Annotated in this window: 18 protein-coding genes; 9 read left to right on the top strand and 9 right to left on the bottom strand. The window is 65.9% G+C overall.

Going from position 1 to position 21,447, the window contains the following annotated elements:
• Positions 1 to 394: 394 nt before the first annotated feature.
• Together C167_RS0102725 and C167_RS0102720 are read left to right on the top strand one after the other, a co-directional pair.
• Positions 395 to 2,068 (top strand): MFS transporter, encoded by a 1,674-nt coding sequence (locus C167_RS0102725; RefSeq protein WP_017516724.1) that lies wholly within the window; start codon positions 395 to 397, stop codon positions 2,066 to 2,068.
• 379 nt (positions 2,069 to 2,447) lie between these two features.
• Positions 2,448 to 3,941, top strand: a complete 1,494-nt coding sequence (locus C167_RS0102720; protein WP_017516723.1) for an aldehyde dehydrogenase family protein — start codon at positions 2,448 to 2,450, stop codon at positions 3,939 to 3,941.
• A 298-nt stretch (positions 3,942 to 4,239) separates the two neighbouring features.
• Here C167_RS0102720 and C167_RS0102715 read toward each other — a convergent pair whose 3' ends face one another.
• Both C167_RS0102715 and C167_RS0102710 read right to left on the bottom strand, forming a co-directional pair.
• Complete coding sequence (locus tag C167_RS0102715; RefSeq protein WP_017516722.1) at positions 4,240 to 4,899, bottom strand: glutathione S-transferase family protein; 660 nt, start codon at positions 4,897 to 4,899, stop codon at positions 4,240 to 4,242.
• Between the two features lie 65 nt (positions 4,900 to 4,964).
• Positions 4,965 to 6,134, bottom strand: coding sequence for an MFS transporter (locus tag C167_RS0102710; RefSeq protein ID WP_017516721.1), 1,170 nt, complete (start codon positions 6,132 to 6,134; stop codon positions 4,965 to 4,967).
• A 116-nt stretch (positions 6,135 to 6,250) separates the two neighbouring features.
• Here C167_RS0102710 and C167_RS0102705 point away from each other — a divergent pair, with 116 nt between their 5' ends.
• The 3 genes from C167_RS0102705 to C167_RS0102695 all read left to right on the top strand — a co-directional run bounded on the left by C167_RS0102705 (position 6,251) and on the right by C167_RS0102695 (position 9,439).
• Entirely contained in the window at positions 6,251 to 6,748 is a 498-nt protein-coding gene (locus C167_RS0102705; protein WP_017516720.1) for a MarR family winged helix-turn-helix transcriptional regulator, read from the top strand.
• A gap of 224 nt (positions 6,749 to 6,972) precedes the next feature.
• A complete protein-coding gene (gabP, locus tag C167_RS0102700) occupies positions 6,973 to 8,382 on the top strand; it encodes a GABA permease (protein ID WP_017516719.1) in 1,410 nt (469 codons plus the stop codon).
• A 58-nt stretch (positions 8,383 to 8,440) separates the two neighbouring features.
• Positions 8,441 to 9,439 carry a GlxA family transcriptional regulator gene (locus C167_RS0102695; RefSeq protein WP_085988830.1) on the top strand — a complete coding sequence of 333 codons (999 nt, stop codon included), beginning with the start codon at positions 8,441 to 8,443 and terminating at the stop codon, positions 9,437 to 9,439.
• 160 nt (positions 9,440 to 9,599) lie between these two features.
• On the opposite strand, the gene C167_RS0102690 is transcribed toward C167_RS0102695, so the two are convergent.
• On the bottom strand, positions 9,600 to 11,294 hold the full coding sequence (locus C167_RS0102690) for an amidase (protein ID WP_017516717.1): 1,695 nt from the start codon (positions 11,292 to 11,294) through the stop codon (positions 9,600 to 9,602).
• Positions 11,295 to 11,725: 431 nt separating this feature from the next.
• The gene (locus C167_RS0102685; RefSeq protein WP_081596637.1) at positions 11,726 to 12,115 is read right to left on the bottom strand and encodes a hypothetical protein; all 390 of its coding nucleotides are present in this window, start codon (positions 12,113 to 12,115) and stop codon (positions 11,726 to 11,728) included.
• 225 nt (positions 12,116 to 12,340) lie between these two features.
• Between C167_RS0102685 and C167_RS0102680 the strand changes: the two genes are divergently transcribed.
• Positions 12,341 to 12,760 carry a hypothetical protein gene (locus C167_RS0102680; protein ID WP_017516715.1) on the top strand — a complete coding sequence of 140 codons (420 nt, stop codon included), beginning with the start codon at positions 12,341 to 12,343 and terminating at the stop codon, positions 12,758 to 12,760.
• Positions 12,761 to 12,764: 4 nt separating this feature from the next.
• On the opposite strand, the gene C167_RS0102675 is transcribed toward C167_RS0102680, so the two are convergent.
• Positions 12,765 to 13,265, bottom strand: a complete 501-nt coding sequence (locus C167_RS0102675; RefSeq protein WP_017516714.1) for a GNAT family N-acetyltransferase — start codon at positions 13,263 to 13,265, stop codon at positions 12,765 to 12,767.
• Positions 13,266 to 13,348: 83 nt separating this feature from the next.
• Complete coding sequence (locus tag C167_RS0102670; protein WP_017516713.1) at positions 13,349 to 13,744, bottom strand: RidA family protein; 396 nt, start codon at positions 13,742 to 13,744, stop codon at positions 13,349 to 13,351.
• Between the two features lie 164 nt (positions 13,745 to 13,908).
• Between C167_RS0102670 and C167_RS0102665 the strand changes: the two genes are divergently transcribed.
• Positions 13,909 to 14,832 carry a LysR family transcriptional regulator gene (locus tag C167_RS0102665; RefSeq protein ID WP_017516712.1) on the top strand — a complete coding sequence of 308 codons (924 nt, stop codon included), beginning with the start codon at positions 13,909 to 13,911 and terminating at the stop codon, positions 14,830 to 14,832.
• Between the two features lie 22 nt (positions 14,833 to 14,854).
• Here the strand turns inward: C167_RS0102665 and C167_RS0102660 are convergent, their stop codons facing one another.
• Positions 14,855 to 15,547 carry a B3/4 domain-containing protein gene (locus C167_RS0102660; protein WP_017516711.1) on the bottom strand — a complete coding sequence of 231 codons (693 nt, stop codon included), beginning with the start codon at positions 15,545 to 15,547 and terminating at the stop codon, positions 14,855 to 14,857.
• Between the two features lie 740 nt (positions 15,548 to 16,287).
• Here C167_RS0102660 and C167_RS32100 point away from each other — a divergent pair.
• Positions 16,288 to 17,835 carry a nucleobase:cation symporter-2 family protein gene (locus tag C167_RS32100; protein WP_017516709.1) on the top strand — a complete coding sequence of 516 codons (1,548 nt, stop codon included), beginning with the start codon at positions 16,288 to 16,290 and terminating at the stop codon, positions 17,833 to 17,835.
• A 54-nt stretch (positions 17,836 to 17,889) separates the two neighbouring features.
• Here C167_RS32100 and C167_RS0102645 read toward each other — a convergent pair whose 3' ends face one another.
• Both C167_RS0102645 and ptrR read right to left on the bottom strand, forming a co-directional pair.
• Positions 17,890 to 18,822 carry a hypothetical protein gene (locus tag C167_RS0102645; protein ID WP_017516708.1) on the bottom strand — a complete coding sequence of 311 codons (933 nt, stop codon included), beginning with the start codon at positions 18,820 to 18,822 and terminating at the stop codon, positions 17,890 to 17,892.
• A gap of 192 nt (positions 18,823 to 19,014) precedes the next feature.
• Entirely contained in the window at positions 19,015 to 19,893 is an 879-nt protein-coding gene (gene ptrR / locus C167_RS0102640) for a putrescine utilization regulator PtrR (RefSeq protein ID WP_017516707.1), read from the bottom strand.
• Positions 19,894 to 20,035: 142 nt separating this feature from the next.
• Here ptrR and C167_RS0102635 point away from each other — a divergent pair, with 142 nt between their 5' ends.
• Positions 20,036 to 21,421 carry an NAD-dependent succinate-semialdehyde dehydrogenase gene (locus C167_RS0102635; RefSeq protein WP_017516706.1) on the top strand — a complete coding sequence of 462 codons (1,386 nt, stop codon included), beginning with the start codon at positions 20,036 to 20,038 and terminating at the stop codon, positions 21,419 to 21,421.
• Positions 21,422 to 21,447 lie beyond the last annotated feature (26 nt).

Here is a 21,447-nt window from a genome sequence, read left to right as displayed (position 1 = left end):
CAACAACCGGCTGCGCCCAGGCAAGGGCCGACCAGGCGTGGCAGATCGCGACAGCTGTAGCAGCCTGAGACAGCCCCAGCCGTTATAGACGATGGTCTAATTGCGCGTCGTTCCGGCGAGGAAGTGGCAAAGCTCGAGGCGCCTGCCAGACGCCTTGCGTCATCCAGCCTGTCCAGAACAGGCGCCCATCCGCGCCAGCCGGGGCTTTGCCGGTGTTCGCGAGTGGCCAGTTGCGTGAGAACGATTATGCTTCCAGATGACCTTGCGGTGTTCCGCAGGGCCGCCTGTTTTCAAGCACCAATAATCCGTAGGAACTGTCATCAGCCCTGGGCTCGAGTGCGGTAACGGAAATTGAGGGACTCCGGCCCAAAAAAACAACAAGACGGAGACGAACATGGCGCAAATCTACAGCCCGGCCGCGGGCAACGCTCCTCACAGCGGAATCACCAAGGAGGAGCGCAAGGTCATCTTTGCCTCCTCGCTGGGTACGGTGTTCGAGTGGTACGACTTCTACCTCTACGGCTCCCTGGCGGCGATCATCGCCAAGCACTTCTTCGCCGGGGTCAATGAAACCACCGCCTTCATCTTCGCCCTGCTGGCCTTCGCCGCCGGCTTCGCGGTGCGGCCCTTCGGCGCCATCGTGTTCGGCCGCCTGGGCGACATGATCGGGCGCAAGCACACCTTCCTCATCACCATCGTCATCATGGGCGTGTCCACCGCCGTGGTCGGCCTGCTACCGGCCTACTCCACTATCGGCGTCGCCGCGCCGATCATCCTCATCACCCTCCGGCTGTTGCAGGGACTGGCGCTGGGCGGCGAGTACGGTGGCGCTGCCACCTACGTCGCGGAGCACGCCCCCAAGGGCAAGCGCGGCTTCTTCACCTCGTGGATCCAGACCACCGCCACGCTGGGCCTGTTCCTCTCGCTGCTGGTGATCATGGCCTGCCGCACCGCCCTGGGCACCGAGGCGTTCGAGGCCTGGGGCTGGCGGATTCCCTTCCTGCTGTCGATCCTGCTGCTGATCGTCTCGGTGTACATCCGCCTGCAACTGGCCGAGTCGCCGGTGTTCATGAAGATGAAGGAAGAAGGCAAGGCGTCCAAGGCACCCTTGACCGAATCCTTCGGCCGCTGGGAAAACCTCAAGGTGGTGATCATGTCGCTGCTTGGCGGCACCGCCGGCCAGGCCGTGGTCTGGTACACCGGGCAGTTCTACGCGCTGTTCTTCCTCTTGCAGACCCTGAAGATCGACGCGCAGACCGCCAACCTGCTGATCGCCGGCTCCCTGCTGCTGGGCACGCCGTTCTTCGTGTTCTTCGGCAGCCTGTCCGACCGCATCGGCCGCAAGAAGATCATCATGGCAGGCTGCATCCTCGCCGCGCTGACCTACTTCCCGATCTTCCACGGCCTGACCCAGTTCGGTAACCCGGACGTGTTCGCCGCCCAGGAAAAGAACCCGGTAACGGTGGTCGCTGACCCGAATGCCTGCTCCTTCCAGTTCGATCCGGTGGGCAAGGCGAAATTCGTCAGCTCCTGCGATTTGGCAAAGAGCCTGCTGGCCAAGCGCGCCATTCCCTACGACAACCTCAAGGCCGAGACCGGCGCGACGGCCCAGGTACACATCGGCGACAAGGTCATTGCCAGTTTCGAGGGAGCCGGCATGCCGGCGGCGGAGTTCAAGGTGCAATCGGAAGCCTTCACCGCGCAGCTCGCCGCCTCGCTCAAGGAGGCCGGCTACCCCGAGAAGGCAGATCCTTCGAAGATCAATCACCTGATGATGCTGGTACTGCTGACCATCCTGGTGATCTACGTGACCATGGTGTACGGGCCGATTGCCGCGTGGCTGGTCGAGCTGTTCCCGACGCGCATCCGCTATACCTCCATGTCGCTGCCCTACCACATCGGCAACGGCTGGTTCGGCGGCTTCCTGCCCACCGTCGCCTTCGCCATGGTGGCGGCCACCGGGGACATTTACTACGGCCTCTGGTACCCCATCGTCATCGCGGTGATGACGGCGATCCTCGGCATCCTCTTCCTGCCGGAGACCAAGGATCGGGATATCACCCACTGAGGTTGCGACGCCACGCCGGCCCCCTCTCCCCGGCCCTCTCCCTGAAGGGAGAGGGGGTTTCCGTGCGATGCAGAATCCTGATGCGCGCCTTTGACTCAGTTGCCGGCTGAAGGCAGACCATGACCCAGCGCCGAACGGTCCCCTCTCCCTTCAGGGAGAGGGTTAGGGAGAGGGCTCACCCTGCTCCGCGCCCCTCCACAAACAACCCTTACCGTCTCAGCCGCTGTCGCAATGTGCGACAGCAGCTTCATTTCTTCGCCGCTAAATAACTAAGTAACTCTTTTGATTTCAATCAGTTAAATAGACTACCCAGCCTTGGCACAGCCGTTGCGATATCCCGCCTCAACGTTCCTGGAACAGACAACAAGAGGCCACCGCAATGCTCGCTTCCCTGCCCATCAAGCCCGAATCCCGCGCCTTCCTGCAGCGTGCCCCGAAGATGTTGATCGGTGCCGACTGGACCTCTGCCAGCGACGGCGCCCTGATGGACCTGCGCAACCCGGCGACCGGCGAAGTGCTCTGCCAGGTGCCCGCCGGCACCGCCGCCGATGTCGACCGCGCCGTGCGCGCCGCGCGCCAGGCCTTCGATGATTTGCCCTGGAGCCGCACCCGCCCGCGCGAGCGGCAGAACCTGCTGTGGAAGCTCGCCGACCTGATGGAGCGCGACGCCGACCTGCTGGCCGAGCTGGAGTGCCTGAACAACGGCAAGAGCGCCGCCGTCGCCCGGGTGATGGACGTGCAGCTGGCCATCGACTTCCTGCGCTACATGGCCGGCTACGCCACCAAGATCGAGGGCACCACGGTGGACGTGTCCATGCCGCTGATGCCCGAAGGCGACTTCCATGGCTACATTCGCCGCGAAGCCGTCGGCGTGGTGGGCGCCATCGTCGCCTGGAACTTCCCCCTGCTGCTCGCCTGCTGGAAACTCGGCCCGGCGCTGGCCACCGGTTGCAGCGTGGTGCTCAAGCCCGCCGACGAAACCCCGCTGTCCGCCCTGAAACTCGCCGAGCTGGTGCTCGAAGCCGGCTACCCGGCCGGGGTGTTCAACGTCGTCACCGGCACTGGCATCACCGCCGGCGCAGCCCTCTCCCACCACCCGCTGGTGGACAAGCTGACCTTCACCGGCTCCACCCCGGTGGGCAAGGAAATCGGCAAGGCGGCCATGGACAACATGACCCGCGTGACCCTGGAGTTGGGCGGCAAGTCGCCGACCATCGTCATGGCCGACGCCGACCTGGCCACCGCCGCTGCCGGCGCCGCCCAGGCGATCTTCTTCAACCAGGGCCAGGTCTGCTGCGCCGGCTCGCGCCTCTACGTGCAACGCAAGCACTTCGACAATGTGGTGGCCGATATCGCCGGCATCGCCAATGGCATGAAGCTGGGCAACGGCCTGGACCCGAGCATCGACATGGGCCCGCTGATCTCCGCCAAGCAGCAGAAGCGCGTGTTCGACTACATCGAACTGGGCCGTGACAAGGGCGCCACCATCGCGTGCGGCGGCGAGCAGTTCGGCCCTGGCTACTTCGTCAAACCCACGGTGATCGTCGACGTCGACCAGAAGAACCCGCTGGTGCAGGAAGAAATCTTCGGCCCGGTGCTGGTCGCCATGCCCTTCGACGATATCGACGATGCCCTGCGCCTGGCCAACGACAGCCCCTACGGCCTGGGTGCCAGCGTCTGGTCCAACGACCTGGCGGCGGTGCACCGCATGGTGCCACGCATCAAGTCCGGCTCGGTGTGGGTCAACTGCCACAGCGCGCTGGACCCGGCGCTGCCCTTTGGCGGGTTCAAGATGTCGGGCCTGGGCCGCGAGATGGGCGCCGCCGCCATCGAGCACTACACCGAACTGAAATCGGTGCTGATTCGCCTGTGAGCTTTGCCGGCCAGTAGGAGCTGTCTTCTCCTGAACCTCCGTGTCCGGGATTTCCCTCTCCCCAACCCTCTCCCTGAAGGGAGAGGGAGCCGCCAGTGCCGGCTGAAGCAACGATTTCACCTGCACCGAAGGGTGAGGGGCTCTTGTCTCATCAAAACACCTGGTTCTACCTCGCCCGCGCAGCCCCCATGCGTGGGTCTTGCCTCCCCCGGTCGCGGCAGCGCACGGGGGATTTTTTTGCCTGTGCCACTAGGCCCGCGCGACGGCCGAACCCTCGCTCCTACAAAAGCCGGAACACTCAATCGCGATCCGGCGCCCCCAGCGGGAACAGCGGCCGGTGCGGCCGTGCCTCCTGCACCGCGCGGGCGAACGACGGGCGCGCCAGCAGGCGGGAGCGATAGGCGCGAAGGGTCGGATAGCGGTCACCGATGGGGTGTGTCCAGTCGGCATAGAACAGCGACGGAGCCGCCGCGCAGTCGGCAAGGCTGAAGGCATCCCCCGCCGCCCAGGTGCGGCCGGCCAGCTCTTCTTCCAGCCAGGCATAGGCCAGTTCCAGCTTGCTCACCGCATGGGCCAGCCCTTCCGCACGCTTGGTCGCTTCGCCGCTCATGGCACCGAGAACGGCGTGCTGCACCGGAGTCATGACGTGCCAGTCGAAGAAGCGGTCGAGGAAGCGCACATCCAGCGCCTTCAGCGGGTCGTCCGGCAACAGGCGCACCGGGCCGGGATGTTTCAGGTGCAGGTACTCGATGACGATGCTGGTCTCGGCGACGCTGTGCTCGCCGTCCGCCAGCACCGGGAATTTCGCCAGCGGCCACAGGCGCAGCCAGTGCGCGCCGTTCTCCGGTTGGTCGGGGCCGAGGCTGCGAAATTCGAAGGGTGTGGCGTTCTCGTAGAGGGCGATCAGCACCTTCTGCGTGTAGGAGGAAAATGGATGGCCGAACAGGATGAGGGACATGGCAGGATCACCGGAGGCGGACGAAAGTACTCAGCCTAGACCCGAATGAACCTGCCATGGATGTCTCAGCAGGCCGGCGCCTGCCCCTGGAGCGGGCGCGGCGGCGCGAAGCGGCTGGCGAGAGCGAGCATCACCAGGCACACCAGCGCCATGCCGAGCCAGGCCGGCGCCAGGCTGGCCATGGATTGCCGAGCCAGCCCCGCCAGCAGCGGGAACAGCGCCGCGATCAGGTAGCCCACGCCCTGCACGAAGCCGACCAGCGCACCGGCTTCGGCAGGGCTGCGGGCGCGGTCCATGGCGACGATCAGCGACAGCGGGAACAGCGCGCCGATGCCCAGGCCGAGCCCGATCATGGCTAGCAGTACCCACTGCTGCGGCCACATCACCAGTACGACCAGGCCGCCGAGCAGCAACGCGATTGCCAGCAGCAACGCCGGGCGACGGTCCGGCAGGCGGTCGATGAAGGCGGATACCAGCAGGCCGGCGACCACTTCGGTCAGGGTCAGCCCACCCAGCAAAGCGCCTGCCTGGGCCGGCGTCCATCCCAGAGCCGTGTAGTAAGGCGGCAGCCACGCCAGCACCAGCACGTAGGCGCCCGTACCCAGGCCGAAGAACAACGCCAGCCAAGACCCGCGCCGGGCGATCCCGGAAAACGCCGGCGCCGCTGAACTGACGGGGGCCGCGCCCTTCGCGGTTCGTATCCAGACCGGCAGCGCCAGTACAGCGGGCAACGCCCAGAACGCCAGCGCCGGCAGCTCGCCCCAGGCTTTCGCCAGCCAGGGCGAAGCCACGCTGGCCAGCACCGCCCCACCCATGATCGCCGTGGAATAGGCGCCCATCGCCCCGCCGATGCGCGCGCCGAAGCGCTGGCGGATGAATACCGGCAGCAGCGCCTGGCAGGCGGCAATACCCAGGCCGGCAAGCACCGCGCCACCGAGCAGCCCGACCTGACCTGGCAGCAGACGCAACACGCAGGCCAGGGCGATCAGCAACAAGCCGAACGTCACGCCACCGCGCACGCCGAAATAGCGCAGCAATTGGGCGGCGCCCAGCGCACCCAGCCCCATCAGCAGGACCGGCAGGCTGGTGAGCAGGCTGGCGAGGCTGTCGGACAGCTTCGCGGACGCCTGCAACGCATCCAGCAGCGGGCCGATGGAGGCCAGCGCCGGGCGCAGGTTGAGGCCGGCCAGCACCACGGCGAGCAGGCAGGCGGCAAGGGAGACGGTTCGAGACATGACAGACATCCTTCCAGTGGGGCGCCAGCACTTGCTCGCGAAGAGGGCGCAGGCGAATATCTCTACATCAAGACAAATCCAATGTATCTCTACATCAAGATAAAAAGGAAGCCCCCATGGACAGAGCCGCGTTCGCCGTCGAGCAATGGCACCAGCAACTGCCCGAGCTGGATACCGGCGGTATGCTCCTGCTCGGCCGCCTGGCCGAGGCGGCGCAAGTGATCGCCCGCGACCATCTCAACCCGCTGTTCGCCGAGTACGGCCTGCAACCGGGCGAGTTCGACGTGCTCGCCACCCTACGCCGCAGCGGCCCACCCTTCCGCCTCACCCCCACCGTGCTCTACGAGGCGGCGATGATCTCCTCCGGCAGCATGACCAACCGCCTCGACCGCCTGGAGAAACAGGGCCTGGTGCAGCGTCTGCCCAACCCCGAGGACGGTCGCGGTTCGCTGGTTGGTCTCAGCCAAGCGGGCCTGTCGCTGATCGACGAAGCGGTCGGCGCCCACGCCGACAATCAGCGCCGGGTACTCTCCGGACTGAGCGACACCGAGCAGAAGCAGCTCGCCGGCCTGCTGGAAAAACTCCTCGCCAGCCTGCCCGATACTGGCCGCTGAGCAGTCGCCCTGCGGCTGCACCGGAGGACTTTCGCACACAGGAACCAGCGTCCCAGAGCGGCCTGTGGCCATTACGCCGGCCGCTGTTGATGTCGTTTTTGATCATGCCCATGGCGATTTCGAGCAACTCGCCACGCATCCACTGCCTTAGCTTGAGTCCCGCGTGAAGCGCAGCGCGCTGCGTCACCGCGCCCGACCTAACAATTTCAAGAAAAGGCCGACAGATGAGTGCTCCCCGTGCAAAAGGCGCCAATGGCGATCTGGTGCAGGGCTTCAAGCCCCGCCACGTAACCATGCTCTCCATCGCGGGCATCATCGGCGCAGGGCTGTTCGTTGGCTCCGGTCACGCGATCGCCGCCGCCGGCCCTTCCGCCATCGTCGCCTACGCCCTCTCCGGGCTGCTGGTGGTGCTGGTGATGCGCATGCTCGGCGAGATGGCCGTGGCCAGCCCCGACACCGGCTCCTTCTCTGCCTACGCCGACCAGGCCATCGGCCGCTGGGCCGGCTTCACCATCGGCTGGCTGTACTGGTGGTTCTGGGTGCTGGTCATCCCCATCGAGGCCATCGCCGCCGGCGTCATCCTCAACAACTGGTTCCCACAGGTCGAGACCTGGGTGTTCGCCCTGTCCATGACGATGCTGCTCACCGTCACCAACCTCTTCAGCGTCGCCAAGTACGGCGAGTTCGAGTTCTGGTTCGCCATGCTCAAGGTGGTGGCCATCGTCGCCTTCATCGGCCTCGGCGCGGCGGCGCTGCTGGGCCTGCTGCCGGGGCGCGAAGTGAGCGGCCTGCACAAGCTGATGGGCGAGCACGGCGGCTTCATGCCCAACGGCTGGACGGCCATCTTCAGCGCCCTGATCACTACCCTGTTCAGCTTCATCGGCACCGAGGCAGTGACCATCGCCGCCGCCGAATCCAGCGACCCCAGTCGCAACATCGCCAAGGCCACGCGCTCGGTGATCTGGCGCATCAGCGTGTTCTACCTGCTGTCGATCCTGGTGATCATCTCGGTGGTGCCGTGGAACGACCCGCGACTGGTAGAGATCGGCTCCTACCAGCGCACCCTGGAATTGCTGAACATTCCCAACGCGCAACTGCTGATGGACCTGGTGGTGCTGGTCGCCGTGGCCAGCTGCCTGAATTCCTCGGTGTACATCGCCTCGCGGATGATCTATTCGCTGAGCCGCCGCAATGACGCGCCCGCCTTCATCCAGCGTACCTCCGCGGCCGGCGTGCCGCGCGCGGCGGTGATCGCCAGCACGCTGATCGGCATGTTCACCACCTTGCTCAACTTCTTTGCTCCGGGCCGGCTGTTCGATTTCCTACTGGCCAGCTCCGGCTCCATCGCCCTGCTCGTCTACCTCGCCATCGCCGTGTCGCAATTGCGCATGCGCGGCATCCTCCGCCGACGCAACCATCAGCTGGTATTTCGCATGTGGCTGTTCCCCTGGCTGACCTGGCTGGTGATCGGCATCATCAGCTTCATCCTCGCGGTGATGTTCATCATGCCGACGCACCGCGTGGAAGTCAGTTCGACCCTGGCCCTGACGGTGATTATCATCCTGCTCAGCCAGACCGGCCGGCGCAGCTCGCACAGCCGGCCGGTCCCCATCCGCCGCGCCGCGCGCGGCTGAACCTCCAGCACACAGGACGAGGTGCCGATTGGTCGAACGCCGCCAATTCAGCGGGGCCATGCAGGGCCGCAACCTGCGCTATCTCGACGGTGAATCCAGGGAGCCCGGCCGCCTGGCGCGGGTGGGTTTCCTGCTGCTGGAACACTTCTCCCTGCCCGCCTTCACCCAGGCGCTGGATACGCTGGTCACCGCCAACCTGATCCGCGCACAGACCTTCGCCACGCAGACCTTCAGCCTCGACGGCGAATCCGTCACCAGCGACCTGGGCCTGGTGATCTGCCCCGGCGCCACGCTGACCGCGGCGCAACTTGCCGAACTGGACCTGCTGGTGATCTGCGGCGGCCTGCGCACCCCATTGCGCGCGGTACCCGAACTGACACGACTGCTGCACGCGGCCGCCGACAAGGGCATCGCCCTCGCCGGACTGTGGAACGGCGCCTGGTTCCTTGGCCAGGCCGGCCTGCTGGATGGCTACCGCTGCGCCATCCACCCGGAGAACCGCGCGGCGCTGGCGGAGATCGCCCGGCACAGCGAAGTCACCAGCGAAAGCTACCAGCTCGACCGCGACCGCCTTACCGCCGCCAGCCCCATGGGCGCCTTCAACCTGGTGCTGGAATGGATCAATGCGCGCCATGGCCGCGAACTGGTGGACGCCATCGTCGACATCCTCGCCTTCGAGGAATCGCGCTTCCGCCGCACCCGCCCAGCCCTGCACGAAAAGCTCAGCGAGCCGCTGCGCGAGGCGATCAACCTGATGAGCGCGAACATCGAGGAACCGCTCAGCCAGGACCAGCTCTCGCAGTACGTGGGCCGCTCCAAGCGGCAGATCGAGCGGCTGTTCCAGGAGCAGCTGGGTACGACGCCGGTGCGCTATTACCTGGAGCTGCGCATCACCGAAAGCCGGCGCCTGCTGCAGCATTCCAGCCTGCCCATGTACGAAGTCGGGCTGGCCTGCGGCTTCGTCTCACCCAGCCATTTCAGCAAGTGCTACACCTCGTTCTACGGCTATTCGCCGTCCAAGGAAGTGCGCTACGGAAATGTGAAGTCGGCGAAGTGAGCGCGAGACGGTCCCAGGGTGGTGCGCGCTCGTAGAAGCAACTGTCTTGTCCCGGCCGAATCTGCGCCGGGGCTTTTCCCCTCGTCCCGCGCCGGAACGTTCCCGAATCGCCATAAAAAATGCCCGCACAAGGCGGGCATTTTCTTCAGCAATGAACCAATCAGCCCAGCGGCGGCGTGCTCGGCGGCACCAGGCGCCTGGAACCGGTGGCCTCGAAGGCCGCGGCGAAACGCAGCAGCGCGGAGTCGTCATAGGCGCGACCGGCGAAGGTCAGGCCCACCGGCATGCCGATGTCGGCCATCACGCCCATCGGCACGGTGACGGTCGGCACGCCCAGGTGACGAATCGCCAGGTTGCCGTTGGCCACCCAGATGCCGTTGCTCCAGGCAATGTCGGCCGATTCCGGGTTCACGTCGGCATCCGCCGGCCCCACGTCAGCCACGGTGGGGAACAGCACGGCGTCCAGCTTCAGGTCGTCCATCCAGTCTTCCAGATCCAGCTTGCGGGTCTTCTCCAGGCCGCGCAGGCCGTCCGGCAGGGTCTCGATCTGGTCCCAGGTCTTCAGGCCGCGCTTGGCCATGTTGACGTATTCGTCCATACCCGCGCAGAGGTCGTCCTCGCGGTTGGGCAGCGTGCCCGGATCGTGGGGGAAGATCTGCGGCCCGTCGACGTCGGCCAGCTTGTTCAGCTTGGGATCGCCGTTGGCGCGGAGGAAATCGTCGAAGCCCCAGCCGGACAGTTCCCACAGCTCATCGTGGAGGAATTCCGGCGAAACGATGCCGCGGTTGTACACCGTCGGCGCACCCGGACGGTCGCCCTCGCAGTTGGAAACCAGCGGGAAGTCCACTTCGACGACTTCGGCGCCAGCGGCTTCCAGCGCCTTGCGGGCCTGTTCCCAGAGGTCGATGACCGAGGCGCGGGTGTGGATGCGCTGGCCGGTCGGGCCGCCGATGCCGGGCTTCTCGCTGGTGCCGGCCAGTTCGTCCTTGTTGATGTACATGCGCGGCACGCCCAGGCGCTTGCCTTTCAGCGCTTCCGGGCCGGCGGCGAGGTCGAGGTAGGACGCCGGACGTACTTCCGAGACGGCAGGGATCGGCACCCATGGCTGCAGGCGCCACAGGTCGCCGCGCTTGTCGGCATCTTCGGCGACGACTACCTCGAGCACTTCCAGCAGGTCGGCCATGGTGCGCGCGTAGGGCACTACCACGTCCATGGTCGGAGTCAGCGGCCAGTTGCCGCGTACCGAGATCACCCCACGGGACGGGGTGTAGGCGCACAGGCCGTTGTTTGAGGCCGGGCCACGACCGCTGGACCAGGTTTCTTCCGCCAGGCCGAAAGCCGAGAAGCTCGCGGCGGTGGCGGTGCCGGCGCCGTTGGAGGAGCCGGAAGCGAAGGGCGCAGTGAGGAACTTGCGGTTGTACGGGCTTTCCGCACGGCCATAAACGCCGCGCTGCATGCCACCGTTGGCCATCGGCGGCATGTTGGTCTTGCCCAGGCAGATGGCGCCCGCGGCGCGCAGGCGCTCGATGGTAAAGGCGTCGCGGTAGGCGATCAGGTCCTTGAAGGCCGGGCTGCCGGAGGCGGCGGTCAGGCCCTTCACCAGGTAGCTGTCCTTGGCGGTGTAGGGAATGCCGTCCAGCGGGCCGAGGGTCTCGCCACGGGCGCGACGGGCGTCCGAGGCCTCGGCTTCCTTCAGGGCCTCGGGGTTGCGCACGACCACGGCGTTGAGCTTGTCCGGGCCATCGTAGGCGTCGATGCGCGCGAGGTAGGCCTTGACCAGTTCGACCGCGGTGGTGCGGCCCGACTCCAGGGCTTCACGCAGCTGCGCAATGGAAACTTCGGTTACCTCGATCATGCTTTCACCGTCGGCTGGAGGTGGGTGGGAAGGGGCAGGTCTGCGTCGCGACGGACCCAGACGGCGCAAGTCGGAAAATGCGTGTTCATCTCGATTCTCTTGTACTTCTGTTACGCGACGGGAGTGAGTGTACCGTCGGCCGGCAGCCTCGTTCAGCGCGCGGCGGAAAAACCGGAAGCGCATTGTGAGCACGAAAGGCGAATACAGCCGCCAGGGCGCACACACTGGCATGCCCGATCAGAATACACAACAGTCGTAAATTAAAAAAAACGCCCGCCGAGTGGGGGCTCGACGGGCGACATGTGGGCGCTTGGGGGAGCGCCCCTGGAGAGTGAATCAGCGAAAGCCCGATGGCAGACACTGACGCAGGCTATTCGCCGCCTGCCGGCGCCGGGCGGGCCGCTGGGGGGAGCGGCCCGCTCGAAGTGGTTTCAACTGTGTTGCGCGCACTGGTAGGCGGCATCCAACAGCTCGCCCTTGTCCTGCCAGGCACTGCGCTGGTAGGCACTGAAGTGATGACCGCCCGCGATCGGAGTGACCTGGACGATGCCGCTGGCCCGCAGTGGATCGGCGCTGCCGGTGAGCAACTGGCGGGTGGTGCCACGCTCGCTGATGAAGGTGGCGGTGCCAGGAGTGAGTCGGCCGTCGACACAGCTCAGGTACGTGCTGCTGTCCTGGGCGGTGGTGCCGCCCAGGCTGTCCCAGCTCAGCCGGGTTTCCGAGGTCGCCGCGCAGCCGGTCAGGCTGGCCACGGCCAGCAACAACGGGCCGAAGGCGATTCGGGTTGCCAGACGAGGGGGTGTAGGGCGCGCAGTGTTCATCGATTCTGTCCCTTGCTCGGTTCAACAAGCTCTTGGGACAGATAGTCAGCCGCCCGCCGTCCGCGCACCACTTGATTGCATCGATAGTGAAGCTCGACGTCATCAATGGTTGGGCGGCTCGGGGTTGGCGCGCCGCTGCGCAGGAAGTTCGAACCCTCCCCGCCTCGCCGGGTCGCAGATCAGGAAGGCTATCACTCGCCTTCCATCCCGACGGAGGAGAACGCCATGAGCTACGACTGGGACCTGATCGAACGCCTGCTGCTGCGCGCCCAGGACTGCGCCGACGAACCCTACAAGGCCCGCGAATGCGGCGAGGAAGTAGCCGAGCAGCACCGCTTGCAGGGCGAGCCGGTGGAAGGCAGCGTCGACCATCTCAAGAAGGTTGCCGGCGACCTGGAGGGCGACCTCTACGCCAACGGCTACATCCAGGAACGCCCGCGCGAGCACGGTGGCACGGGCAACAATTTCGAACTGACCGAGCGCGGCACCGAGCTGCTCACGCTCATCAGCCGCAGCTTCCCGGACCACCTGGTATTCCGCCAGTTGCTCGACGAACAGGGAGAGGCCGCGCTGCTGCCGGAGACCTTCGACCCACTGGCCGAACGCGCCACCCGTGACCGGGTGGACGACAAGCCCGAGCGCTGAGTGGTCAGGCGGCAGGCAATTCCATGACCATCTCATGCCACGCCATGCCGCCGTGGTCGGACGCCGACGGTTTCACATAGCGATAGCCCATCCGCTCGTAGAGCGGGACGTGACGGTCCTTGCACATCAGGTGAATGGTGCGTTTGCCCAGGCGGGTCATGCGCTCGATGAAGGTGCGCATCAGCGTCGTGGCGTAGCCCCTGCCCTGCTGCACCGGGTCGATCACCACGGACATGATCACCACGTTGGGTGCCGCCGGGTCATGGCCGACGAGCTCCTTGAACGCCTCGTCGGACATCACCACCTCATGCGCGCAGCCGCTGTTGATGAAGCCGATGATCTCGCGCTCCAGCTCCATGATCAGGAAGCCCGCGGGGTATTGCGCGATGCGCGTGGCGATCTTCTCGCGGGTTGCCGCCTCATCGCCTTCGTAAGCGTTGGTTTCGATCTCGAAGCAGCGGTCGGTGTCGGCGAGGGTGGCGGTGCGGAAGGTCGGAGCGGTCATGGGGCATTCCTGGCAGTGCAAAACAGGACGGCATGGTAAAGAAACCCGGCCGCCCCGTCTCGCCGCCCTGCTCTGCGGAGGCCTCAGTGGGGCGGCAGGCGCGCGATCACCTTGATCTCGAAATCGAAGCCGTACAGCCAGGTCACCCCCACCGCCGTCACGGTCGGATAGGGCGCCGCACCCCAGTAATCGGCGGCAACCTGCCACACGCGCTCGAAGTTCGCCTGCGGATCGACCATGAACACCGTCACGTCGAGCACATTCTCGAAAGTGCAGCCAGCGGCGGCCAGGACCGCGTTGAGGTTGCCGAAGGCGAGGCGCACCTGGGCTTCCAGGTCAGGCTCGGGCGAGCCGTCCTCACGGCTGCCAACCTGGCCGGAGACAAACAGCAGGCCATCGCTGCGGACGGCCGGGGAATAGCGATTGCGCTCATAGAGGGCCTGGCGGCCGGCGGGGAAAACCACGTCACGTGTACTCATCTGCTTGCTCCATCGAGGGGCGGCACCGGCCCCGGTCTCAACGATGGAGGCAGGTTAAGACGCTACTCGCTCGCGATAATCGGGCCACACTGGCCAGGATTGTTTGTAGAATCCAAACAATCAGCCCTTCTCAGCCCCGCCTTCGTGGGCCAGCCGGAGCCGCCATGGACCGTTTCGATGCGATGCAAGCCTTCGCCCGCGTGGTGGAAACCGGCAGCTTCACCAAGGCCGCCGACACCCTGCACATGAGTCGCACCAGCGTCACCCAGCTGATCCAGCAACTGGAAGCGCGGCTGCGCGTGCGCCTGATCAACCGCACCACCCGCAAACTCAACCTCACCGCCGACGGCGCCGCCTATTACGAACGCGTGGTGCGCCTGCTGGCAGACATGGACGACGCCGAGACCAGCCTTTCCAGCGCCGCCGCCCTGCCGCGCGGGCGATTGCGGGTGGACGTGCCCACACCGCTGGCGCGCCTGCTGCTGATCCCTGCCCTGCCCGACTTCTACGAGCGCTATCCGGACATCCAGATCGACCTGGGCGTCAGTGATCGAATGGTCGACCTTATCGATGAGAACGTGGATTGCGTGGTGCGCGGCGGCGAGCTCACCGACCAGTCGCTCATGGCCCGTCGCGTCGCCGATCTGCCCCTTGGGGTGTTCGCAGCCCCCGCCTACCTGCGACGCGCCGGGGCGCCCCGGCATCCCCGCGACCTGGAAGACGGCCAGCAACGCATCGTCGGCTATCTGTGGGCGCGCACTGGCAAGCCGCTTTCCTACACCCTGTACAAGGACGGCGAAACCGTGCGGGTCCAGGGCCGTCCGGTGCTGACGGTGGACGACGGCAATGCCTACCTGGCGGCCGGAATCGCCGGCATGGGAGTGCTCTGGCTGCCGCGCTACATGGCCGAGGACGCCATGGCGCGTGGCGAACTGGTGGAACTGTTCAGCGACTGGAGCATGCAGAGCATGCCGCTCTACCTGGCCTTCCCACCCAACCGCCATGTCAGCGCCAAGCTGCGGGTGTTCATCGACTGGGTCGTCGAGCTGATGGCAGGGCATGCGCCGGTGGCTGGGCCAGCCCTGTGATCGAGCAGCGACGCGCTTTTGCTCAAGCGCCCGGCCCGACCAACCTCACCTCGGCCGTCGCGCCCGGCATCATCGCCTGCAACCCGGCAACCAGTTGCTTGCCGGCTTCGTGCAGGGCTTGCAGCGGCATTTCCGGCAGGCTCTCGAGAATGAACCACATGTGCTGCGCTTCGGCGTCCAGACGGGTGCGCACGCCCTGACGCCAGTTCCAGCGGCGGCAGGTCACGCCGATGTCGTCGCGCCAGATGACTTCGCCGGGGTCGGGGGATTTGTGGGCCGGCGCGCCTTCTTTCATGGTGTCGAAAGTCTCGCAGCCTTCAGCGACCATCAGGCGCGGCGTGCCGGAGTAGGCTGCGAGATTTTCCCCGCCCACGGGAATCGCGAACTGCACGCTGACGGCGTTGTACAGATCCACCACCGGATCGATGCTCGGCAGGCTGCCATCACGCAGGGCTCGCTTGCGCAGCGCCTCGGCCGAACAGGGCGTGCGCTGGGGCTTGGCGCCGAAACGGCGGAACACTTCGGCCCAGGCCGCAAGATGCGCCTCGCCCCAGGCCGGTTCACCCGTTGCCGCAGCGCTGCACGCCTGTCGCAGAGCCTGCCCCGCCACCTCGGGATGAAGGATCGGCGCGGCCTCCACGCGAATGCTCAGGGCACGAAAACCAGGAGCGATGGCAGCGATGACGGGATCAATGAGGGGCGTGACCGGTGGCATGGGGAAATCCTTGTACGGCGAAACGGTGTGATTCGAACTTTCGGGTAGCCCGCCTCAGCGGCGGACGACGTTGCGTTTGTTGTAGTCGCCCCAGGCGACCGACAGGGTTTTCAGCACACACAACAAGGCGGTCCATCTGGACTTCATGGGAATGACTCCGCGAACAGTGAGGATAGGGCGAACAGCGCACCCGACCCGCACAGTTCTACCGGCATGGCGACGCCGCTGCCATGAAATCCCCGAATGAATAATTAGCCCTGCTTATGGAACGTTCCCAAAATCAGCTTCGCTAATCCCGCCACGCTTTACCTGAACTGAATTGTGCAGCTCCGCGCCGAGGCCGTGCGGCGGCGGGTGGGCCATCGCTTCTCGACATCCAACGAAAACGAAGGCGGACGGTTATGGCGAGAGCGGCCTCCGCCGGGGAGAACGGCGAGCACGACGCGTCGCTGGCCCGCAATTTGCGGTGGCCTGTGCAGGCGACCGGCGAGAACCTTTCGGAGCTTCGCATGCAGCCAACTGGTGCTTTTGGATTCAAACATGCACACATTTTGTGCAAGGCAAGCCGAGTCAGAATTTCATGAATAACGCCGATTACAGAGCCATCCAGCCAGATAAAACACATAACCGACCGGTCAGATTCCGGACCATCGGACATAAACATGTATACAAAACAGTGGATATTTCCCACGGACTTTGTCTACAGTGGCCGCACAACAAAAACAAGCGAGTCCTCAGCCATGAATGATCGTTCAGCTGTAGCGTCCGCCGGAGCACGCCCGGAAGACGAGAACCTCGGAATCGGCGCCAACCTGGCGTACGGCCTGCAACACGTTCTGACCATGTACGGCGGTATCGTCGCCGTACCCCTGATCCTCGGCCAGGCGGCCGGGCTCTCCCCCAGCGAGATCGGCCTGCTGATCGCCGCCTCGCTGTTCGCCGGTGGCCTGGCCACCCTGCTGCAGACCCTCGGCATCCCCTTCTTCGGCTCGCAGATGCCGCTGGTGCAAGGCGTCTCCTTCGCCGGTGTCGCCACCATGATCGCCATCCTCGGCGGCGGCTATGAAGGCGGCGGCCTGAATGCCGTGCTCGGTGCGGTCATGGCGGCCTCGTTCATCGGCTTCCTGATCACCCCGGTGTTCTCGCGCATCACCAAGTTCTTCCCGCCCCTGGTCACCGGCATCGTCATTACCACCATCGGCCTGACGCTGATGCCGGTGGCGGCGCGCTGGGCCATGGGCGGCAACCCCAAGGCGCCGGAGTTCGGCAGCATGGCCAACATCGGCCTCGCTGCCCTCACCCTGGTGATCGTCCTGCTGCTGAGCAAGCTGGGCAGTGCCTCCATCTCGCGCCTGTCGATCCTGCTGGCCATGGTGATCGGCACCCTGATCGCCGCCGCCTTAGGGATGACCGACTTCTCCCGCGTGGCCGACGGCCCGATGGTGGCCTTCCCGGCGATCTTCCATTTCGGCATGCCGACCTTCCACATCGCCGCGATCCTGTCGATGCTGATCGTGATCATGGTGACCCTGGTGGAAACCTCGGCAGACATCCTCGCCGTCGGTGAAATCATCGGCACCAAGGTCGATTCCAAGCGCCTGGGCAACGGCCTGCGCGCGGACATGGCATCGAGCATCCTCGCGCCGATCTTCGGCTCCTTCACCCAGAGCGCCTTCGCCCAGAACGTCGGCCTGGTGGCCGTGACCGGCGTGAAGAGCCGCTACGTGGTGGCCACCGGCGGCCTGATCCTGGTGACCCTCGGCCTGCTGCCGGTGATGGGCCGGGTGATCGCCGCAGTGCCCTCCTCGGTACTCGGCGGCGCTGGCGTGGTGTTGTTCGGCACCGTGGCGGCCAGCGGTATCCGCACCCTGTCCAAGGTGGACTACCGCAACAACATGAACCTGATCATCGTCGCCACCTCCATCGGCTTCGGCATGATCCCGATCGCCGCCCCCAGCTTCTACGAGCACTTCCCCAGCTGGTTCGCCACCATCTTCCACTCGGGCATCAGCTCGGCGGCGATCATGGCCATCGGCCTGAACCTGCTGTTCAACCATCTCAAGACCGGTAACTCCAACCAGCAATCGGTGTTCGTCGCTGCCGAGGAGCGCACCCTGCGCTACCGCGATATCGCCGCGCTGAACGAAGGTGACTACTTCCAGAACGGCAAGCTGTACGACGCCGAAGGCAACGAGGTCCAGGTGGTCGGCGACGATCACGACCACGACGAGCACCCCGCGCCCACGGCCAAACCGGTGAAGCGCGAGACGGTGAACAGCAGCGCCTGACCCGGCGCCGCCCACGAAAAAGGCCCCCCTGGGGGCCTTTTTCATGCTCGCGCTTCAGTGCAGCGCGGCCAGCACCGAATCCTCTTCCGCCGACGCCACCACCATTGCCACCGGCGGCCCGGCCTTCACCGTCTCCGCGTCCACCTCCGGCTGCGACAGCGCAATCACCTCCAGCATCAGCGGTACCGAGGCTCCACCACCCGGCGAAGGGTTGACCACCGCCACGGCCAGGCTTCCGGCGCAGGCCACGTCCTCGGGCAGCAAATGGAAGGCCAGGCGCGTGCTGTCGGCCAGTGACGTCTGCCGCTCCACGCCGTTGACCTGCACCTGCGCGCCACGGCTGAAGCCGACGCCCCGCAAGGTCACGTACAGCGACTCGGCATCGACCACCGGCGGCTGCGCCGCCTTGATGATCGCAACGGGGTTCTCCAGCGAGTCCTTGCGCCGGGCATCGCCGGCAGCCCGACGGGTGCGGAACAGGGTATCGAGGCCTTCGGCGAACTTGTCGAGCCCCTGCTTGGAGGCCATCCCCGCCAGGCTGGCCATGGCCATCAACGCGTACAGATTGACTCCGGCGGAGTCGGTAGCGATGTTCACCGCCAGGAGCACCGCACGCACCATCAGGTAGAGCACCAGCGCGAACGCCATGCCGATGCACGGCTTGAGCAGGTACCACCAGATCCAGCTGGCCATGAAGCGATCGTTGCCGACGAAGTCGCCGAAGGACTTGGCGACATGGATGAAACTGCCCAGCGCTCCAGCGACCATGACCATCACCAGCAGGCGTGCATCCGGCCCCGGGCACCAGCCGAACACGCATTGCACACCGGGGTCGCCCAGCGTACCGGCGGGCGGAAACGCCAGGTAGGACTGCGGCCACAGGTTGACCAGCAGGACCGCGAGGAACAGGGCGAAGAGCATCAGCCCGGCGCCCATCAGGGTGATTTGCAACGCGCTGGCGCGTCGCCTTTTGCTGTGTGTCTCCATCATGCGCTCCGGGCAGAAGGCCAGCGGGAAAAACGCCCTGCCGCGAAGGGCGCTTTCCGCCTTCGCACGACGGACAGAGAGCCTGACGTTAGCGCAGCGCAAAGCCGCTGCAAGAGGTGCCGGTGATTTTTTAACCGTTGTCTCGCCAGCCTTACGTAAGGCCACCAAGACAGCGCCCGCAATGCCTCGTATTCAGGCCACTTCGGCCTCTGCAGCAGGCGAGTCCAGTAGTCGGATAAATGCCCGCAGCGCCGGCGTATCGGTGCCACGCCGCCAGAACAGCCAGGTGGTCGCGTCGGCGTGATGCGGTGCCAGGCGGTGGATCGCCACGTTGCGCCCGCCCGCGAGGCTGTCGAACATCGCCCTGGGGATGATCGCCACCCCACCGCCGGCGGCAATGCAGGCGAGCATGCCGTGGTAGGACTCCATCTCGACGATCTTGCCCGGCACCACCCGGTGCTCGGCGAACCAGCCTTCCAGGCGCTTGCGGTAGGAGCAGGTGTCGCGGAAGGCGAACACCGTCTCCCCCGCTACGTCCCGCGCGTCCCGCACTGGCAGGTGAGACTTGGCGCTCATCAGCACCAGCTCCTCGTGGTAGACCGGCTGGCCGTCCAGCTGCGGATGGTTGGCCGGGCCATCGGCGAAGGCGGCGATGAAACGCCCGGAGAGCACGCCGTCGATCATCTCGCCCGAGGGGCCGGTGGAAAGGTCCAGCTGCACCTTCGGGCACTGCTGGTGGTAGCGCGCCAGCATCTCCGGGATGCGCACCGCCGCCGTGCTCTCCATCGAGCCCAAGGAAAAGCCGCCATGGGGCTCGGCGCCCACTGCCACCTGCCGCGCCTCCTCCACCAGGTCGAGGATGCGCTCGGCGTAGTCGAGAAAGCTGCGACCGGTAGGCGACAGTCGGAGGCGCAGCTTCTCGCGGATGAACAGCTCGGTGCCCAGCTCGGCTTCCAGTTGCTTGATCCGCGTGGTCAGGTTCGAAGGCACGCGGTGCAGACGGGCCGCGGCGGCCGTGATGCTGCCTTCGGTGGCGACGGCGCGGACGATTTCCAACTGGGTGAGGTCCATGATTCTCTCCAAGAGAAAGAGTCTTTCTTGATTATTCATTTTACATGAATGAAGCCGCATCTTAATTTCTGCTCCATCCCGGAGCCAGCGTGCCCGGATGAACGACCGGCCTTGCGGCCTCCCAGAACAAGCAGGACTCAGCATGAACCAGATCGCCGCCATCCCCGCTGCCATCTCCCGCAGCCCCGCCACCGGCCAGGAACTGGCCCGCTACACCTTCGAAGACGCCGCCCAGCTGGAAACCTCGCTGGCCCGCACCGATGCCGCGTTCCGCCAATGGCGCGACACCCCCATCGCCGAACGTGTCGCCGTGCTGCGCAAGATGGCCGAGGTGCTGCGCGCCAATGTCGAGCCGATGGCCCGTATGGAAGCCCAGGAAATGGGCATGCCGGTCACCCAGGCGCGTGGCGAAATCAACAAATGCGCCAACCTCTGTGAGTGGTACGCCGACAACGGCCCGGCCATGCTCGAAGACGAGAACACCAGCATCGAAGGCGCGTACATCTCCTACCTGCCGCTGGGCCCGGTCCTGGCCGTGATGCCGTGGAACTTCCCCACCTGGCAGGTCATGCGTGGCGCAGTGAGCATCATCCTCGGCGGCAATACCTACGTGCTCAAGCACGCGCCCAACGTCATGGGCTGCGCCTATCAGTTGCAAAAGGCCTGGCGGGATGCCGGCTTGCCGGAAGGCGTGTTCGAGGTGCTGAACGTCGAGCCGCCGCTGGTTTCCAAGGCCATCGCCGATGACCGCATCGCCTCCATCGCCGTGACCGGCAGCGTGGGCGCGGGCGCCGCCATTGCCTCCCAGGCCGGTGCTGCGCTGAAGAAGTGCGTGCTGGAGCTGGGCGGTTCCGACGCCTTCATCGTGCTCGCCGACGCCGACCTCGACGCCGCCGTGAAGGCCGCCGTCGCCAGCCGCTTCGGCAACTGCGGCCAGGTGTGCATCGCCGCCAAGCGCATGATCCTCGAAGAATCCATCGCCCCGGCCTTCACCGAGAAGCTGCTGGCCGCCGTCAAGGCGCTGAAGATCGGCGACCCGCTGGCGGACGACACCTTCGTTGGCCCCATGGCCCGCTTCGACCTGCGCGACGAACTGGACGGCCAGGTACAGCAGGCCATCGCCGATGGCGCCACCCTGCTGCTGGGCGGCCATAAGCTCGAAGGCGAAGGCAACTACTACGCACCGACCGTACTGGCCGACGTGAAGCCGGGCAACACCGCGTTCAAGAAGGAAATCTTCGGCCCCGTAGCCTCGCTGATCGTCGCCCGTGATGCCGAGCATGCCCTTGAGCTGGCCAACGACAGCGAATTCGGCCTTTCCGGTGCGATCTGGAGCGCCGACAAGGCCAAGGCCCAGCACATGGCCCGGCGCCTGGTCAGCGGTGGCGTGTTCATCAACGGCTTCTCCGCCTCCGATCCCCGCGTGCCGATCGGCGGCGTGAAGAAGAGCGGCTTCGGTCGCGAGCTGTCGCACTTCGGCCTGCGCGAGTTCACCAACCCGCAGACCGTGTGGATCGACCGCAAGTAAGCGACCCATAAAAAAGGCCCCTGCCG

It is taken from the genome of Pseudomonas nitroreducens TX1 (assembly GCF_000313755.1).
GTDB classification, from domain to species: domain Bacteria; phylum Pseudomonadota; class Gammaproteobacteria; order Pseudomonadales; family Pseudomonadaceae; genus Pseudomonas; species Pseudomonas nitroreducens_A.
Note: the sequence above shows the minus strand (reverse complement) of the source record. Positions and strands in the feature narration are given on the sequence as shown.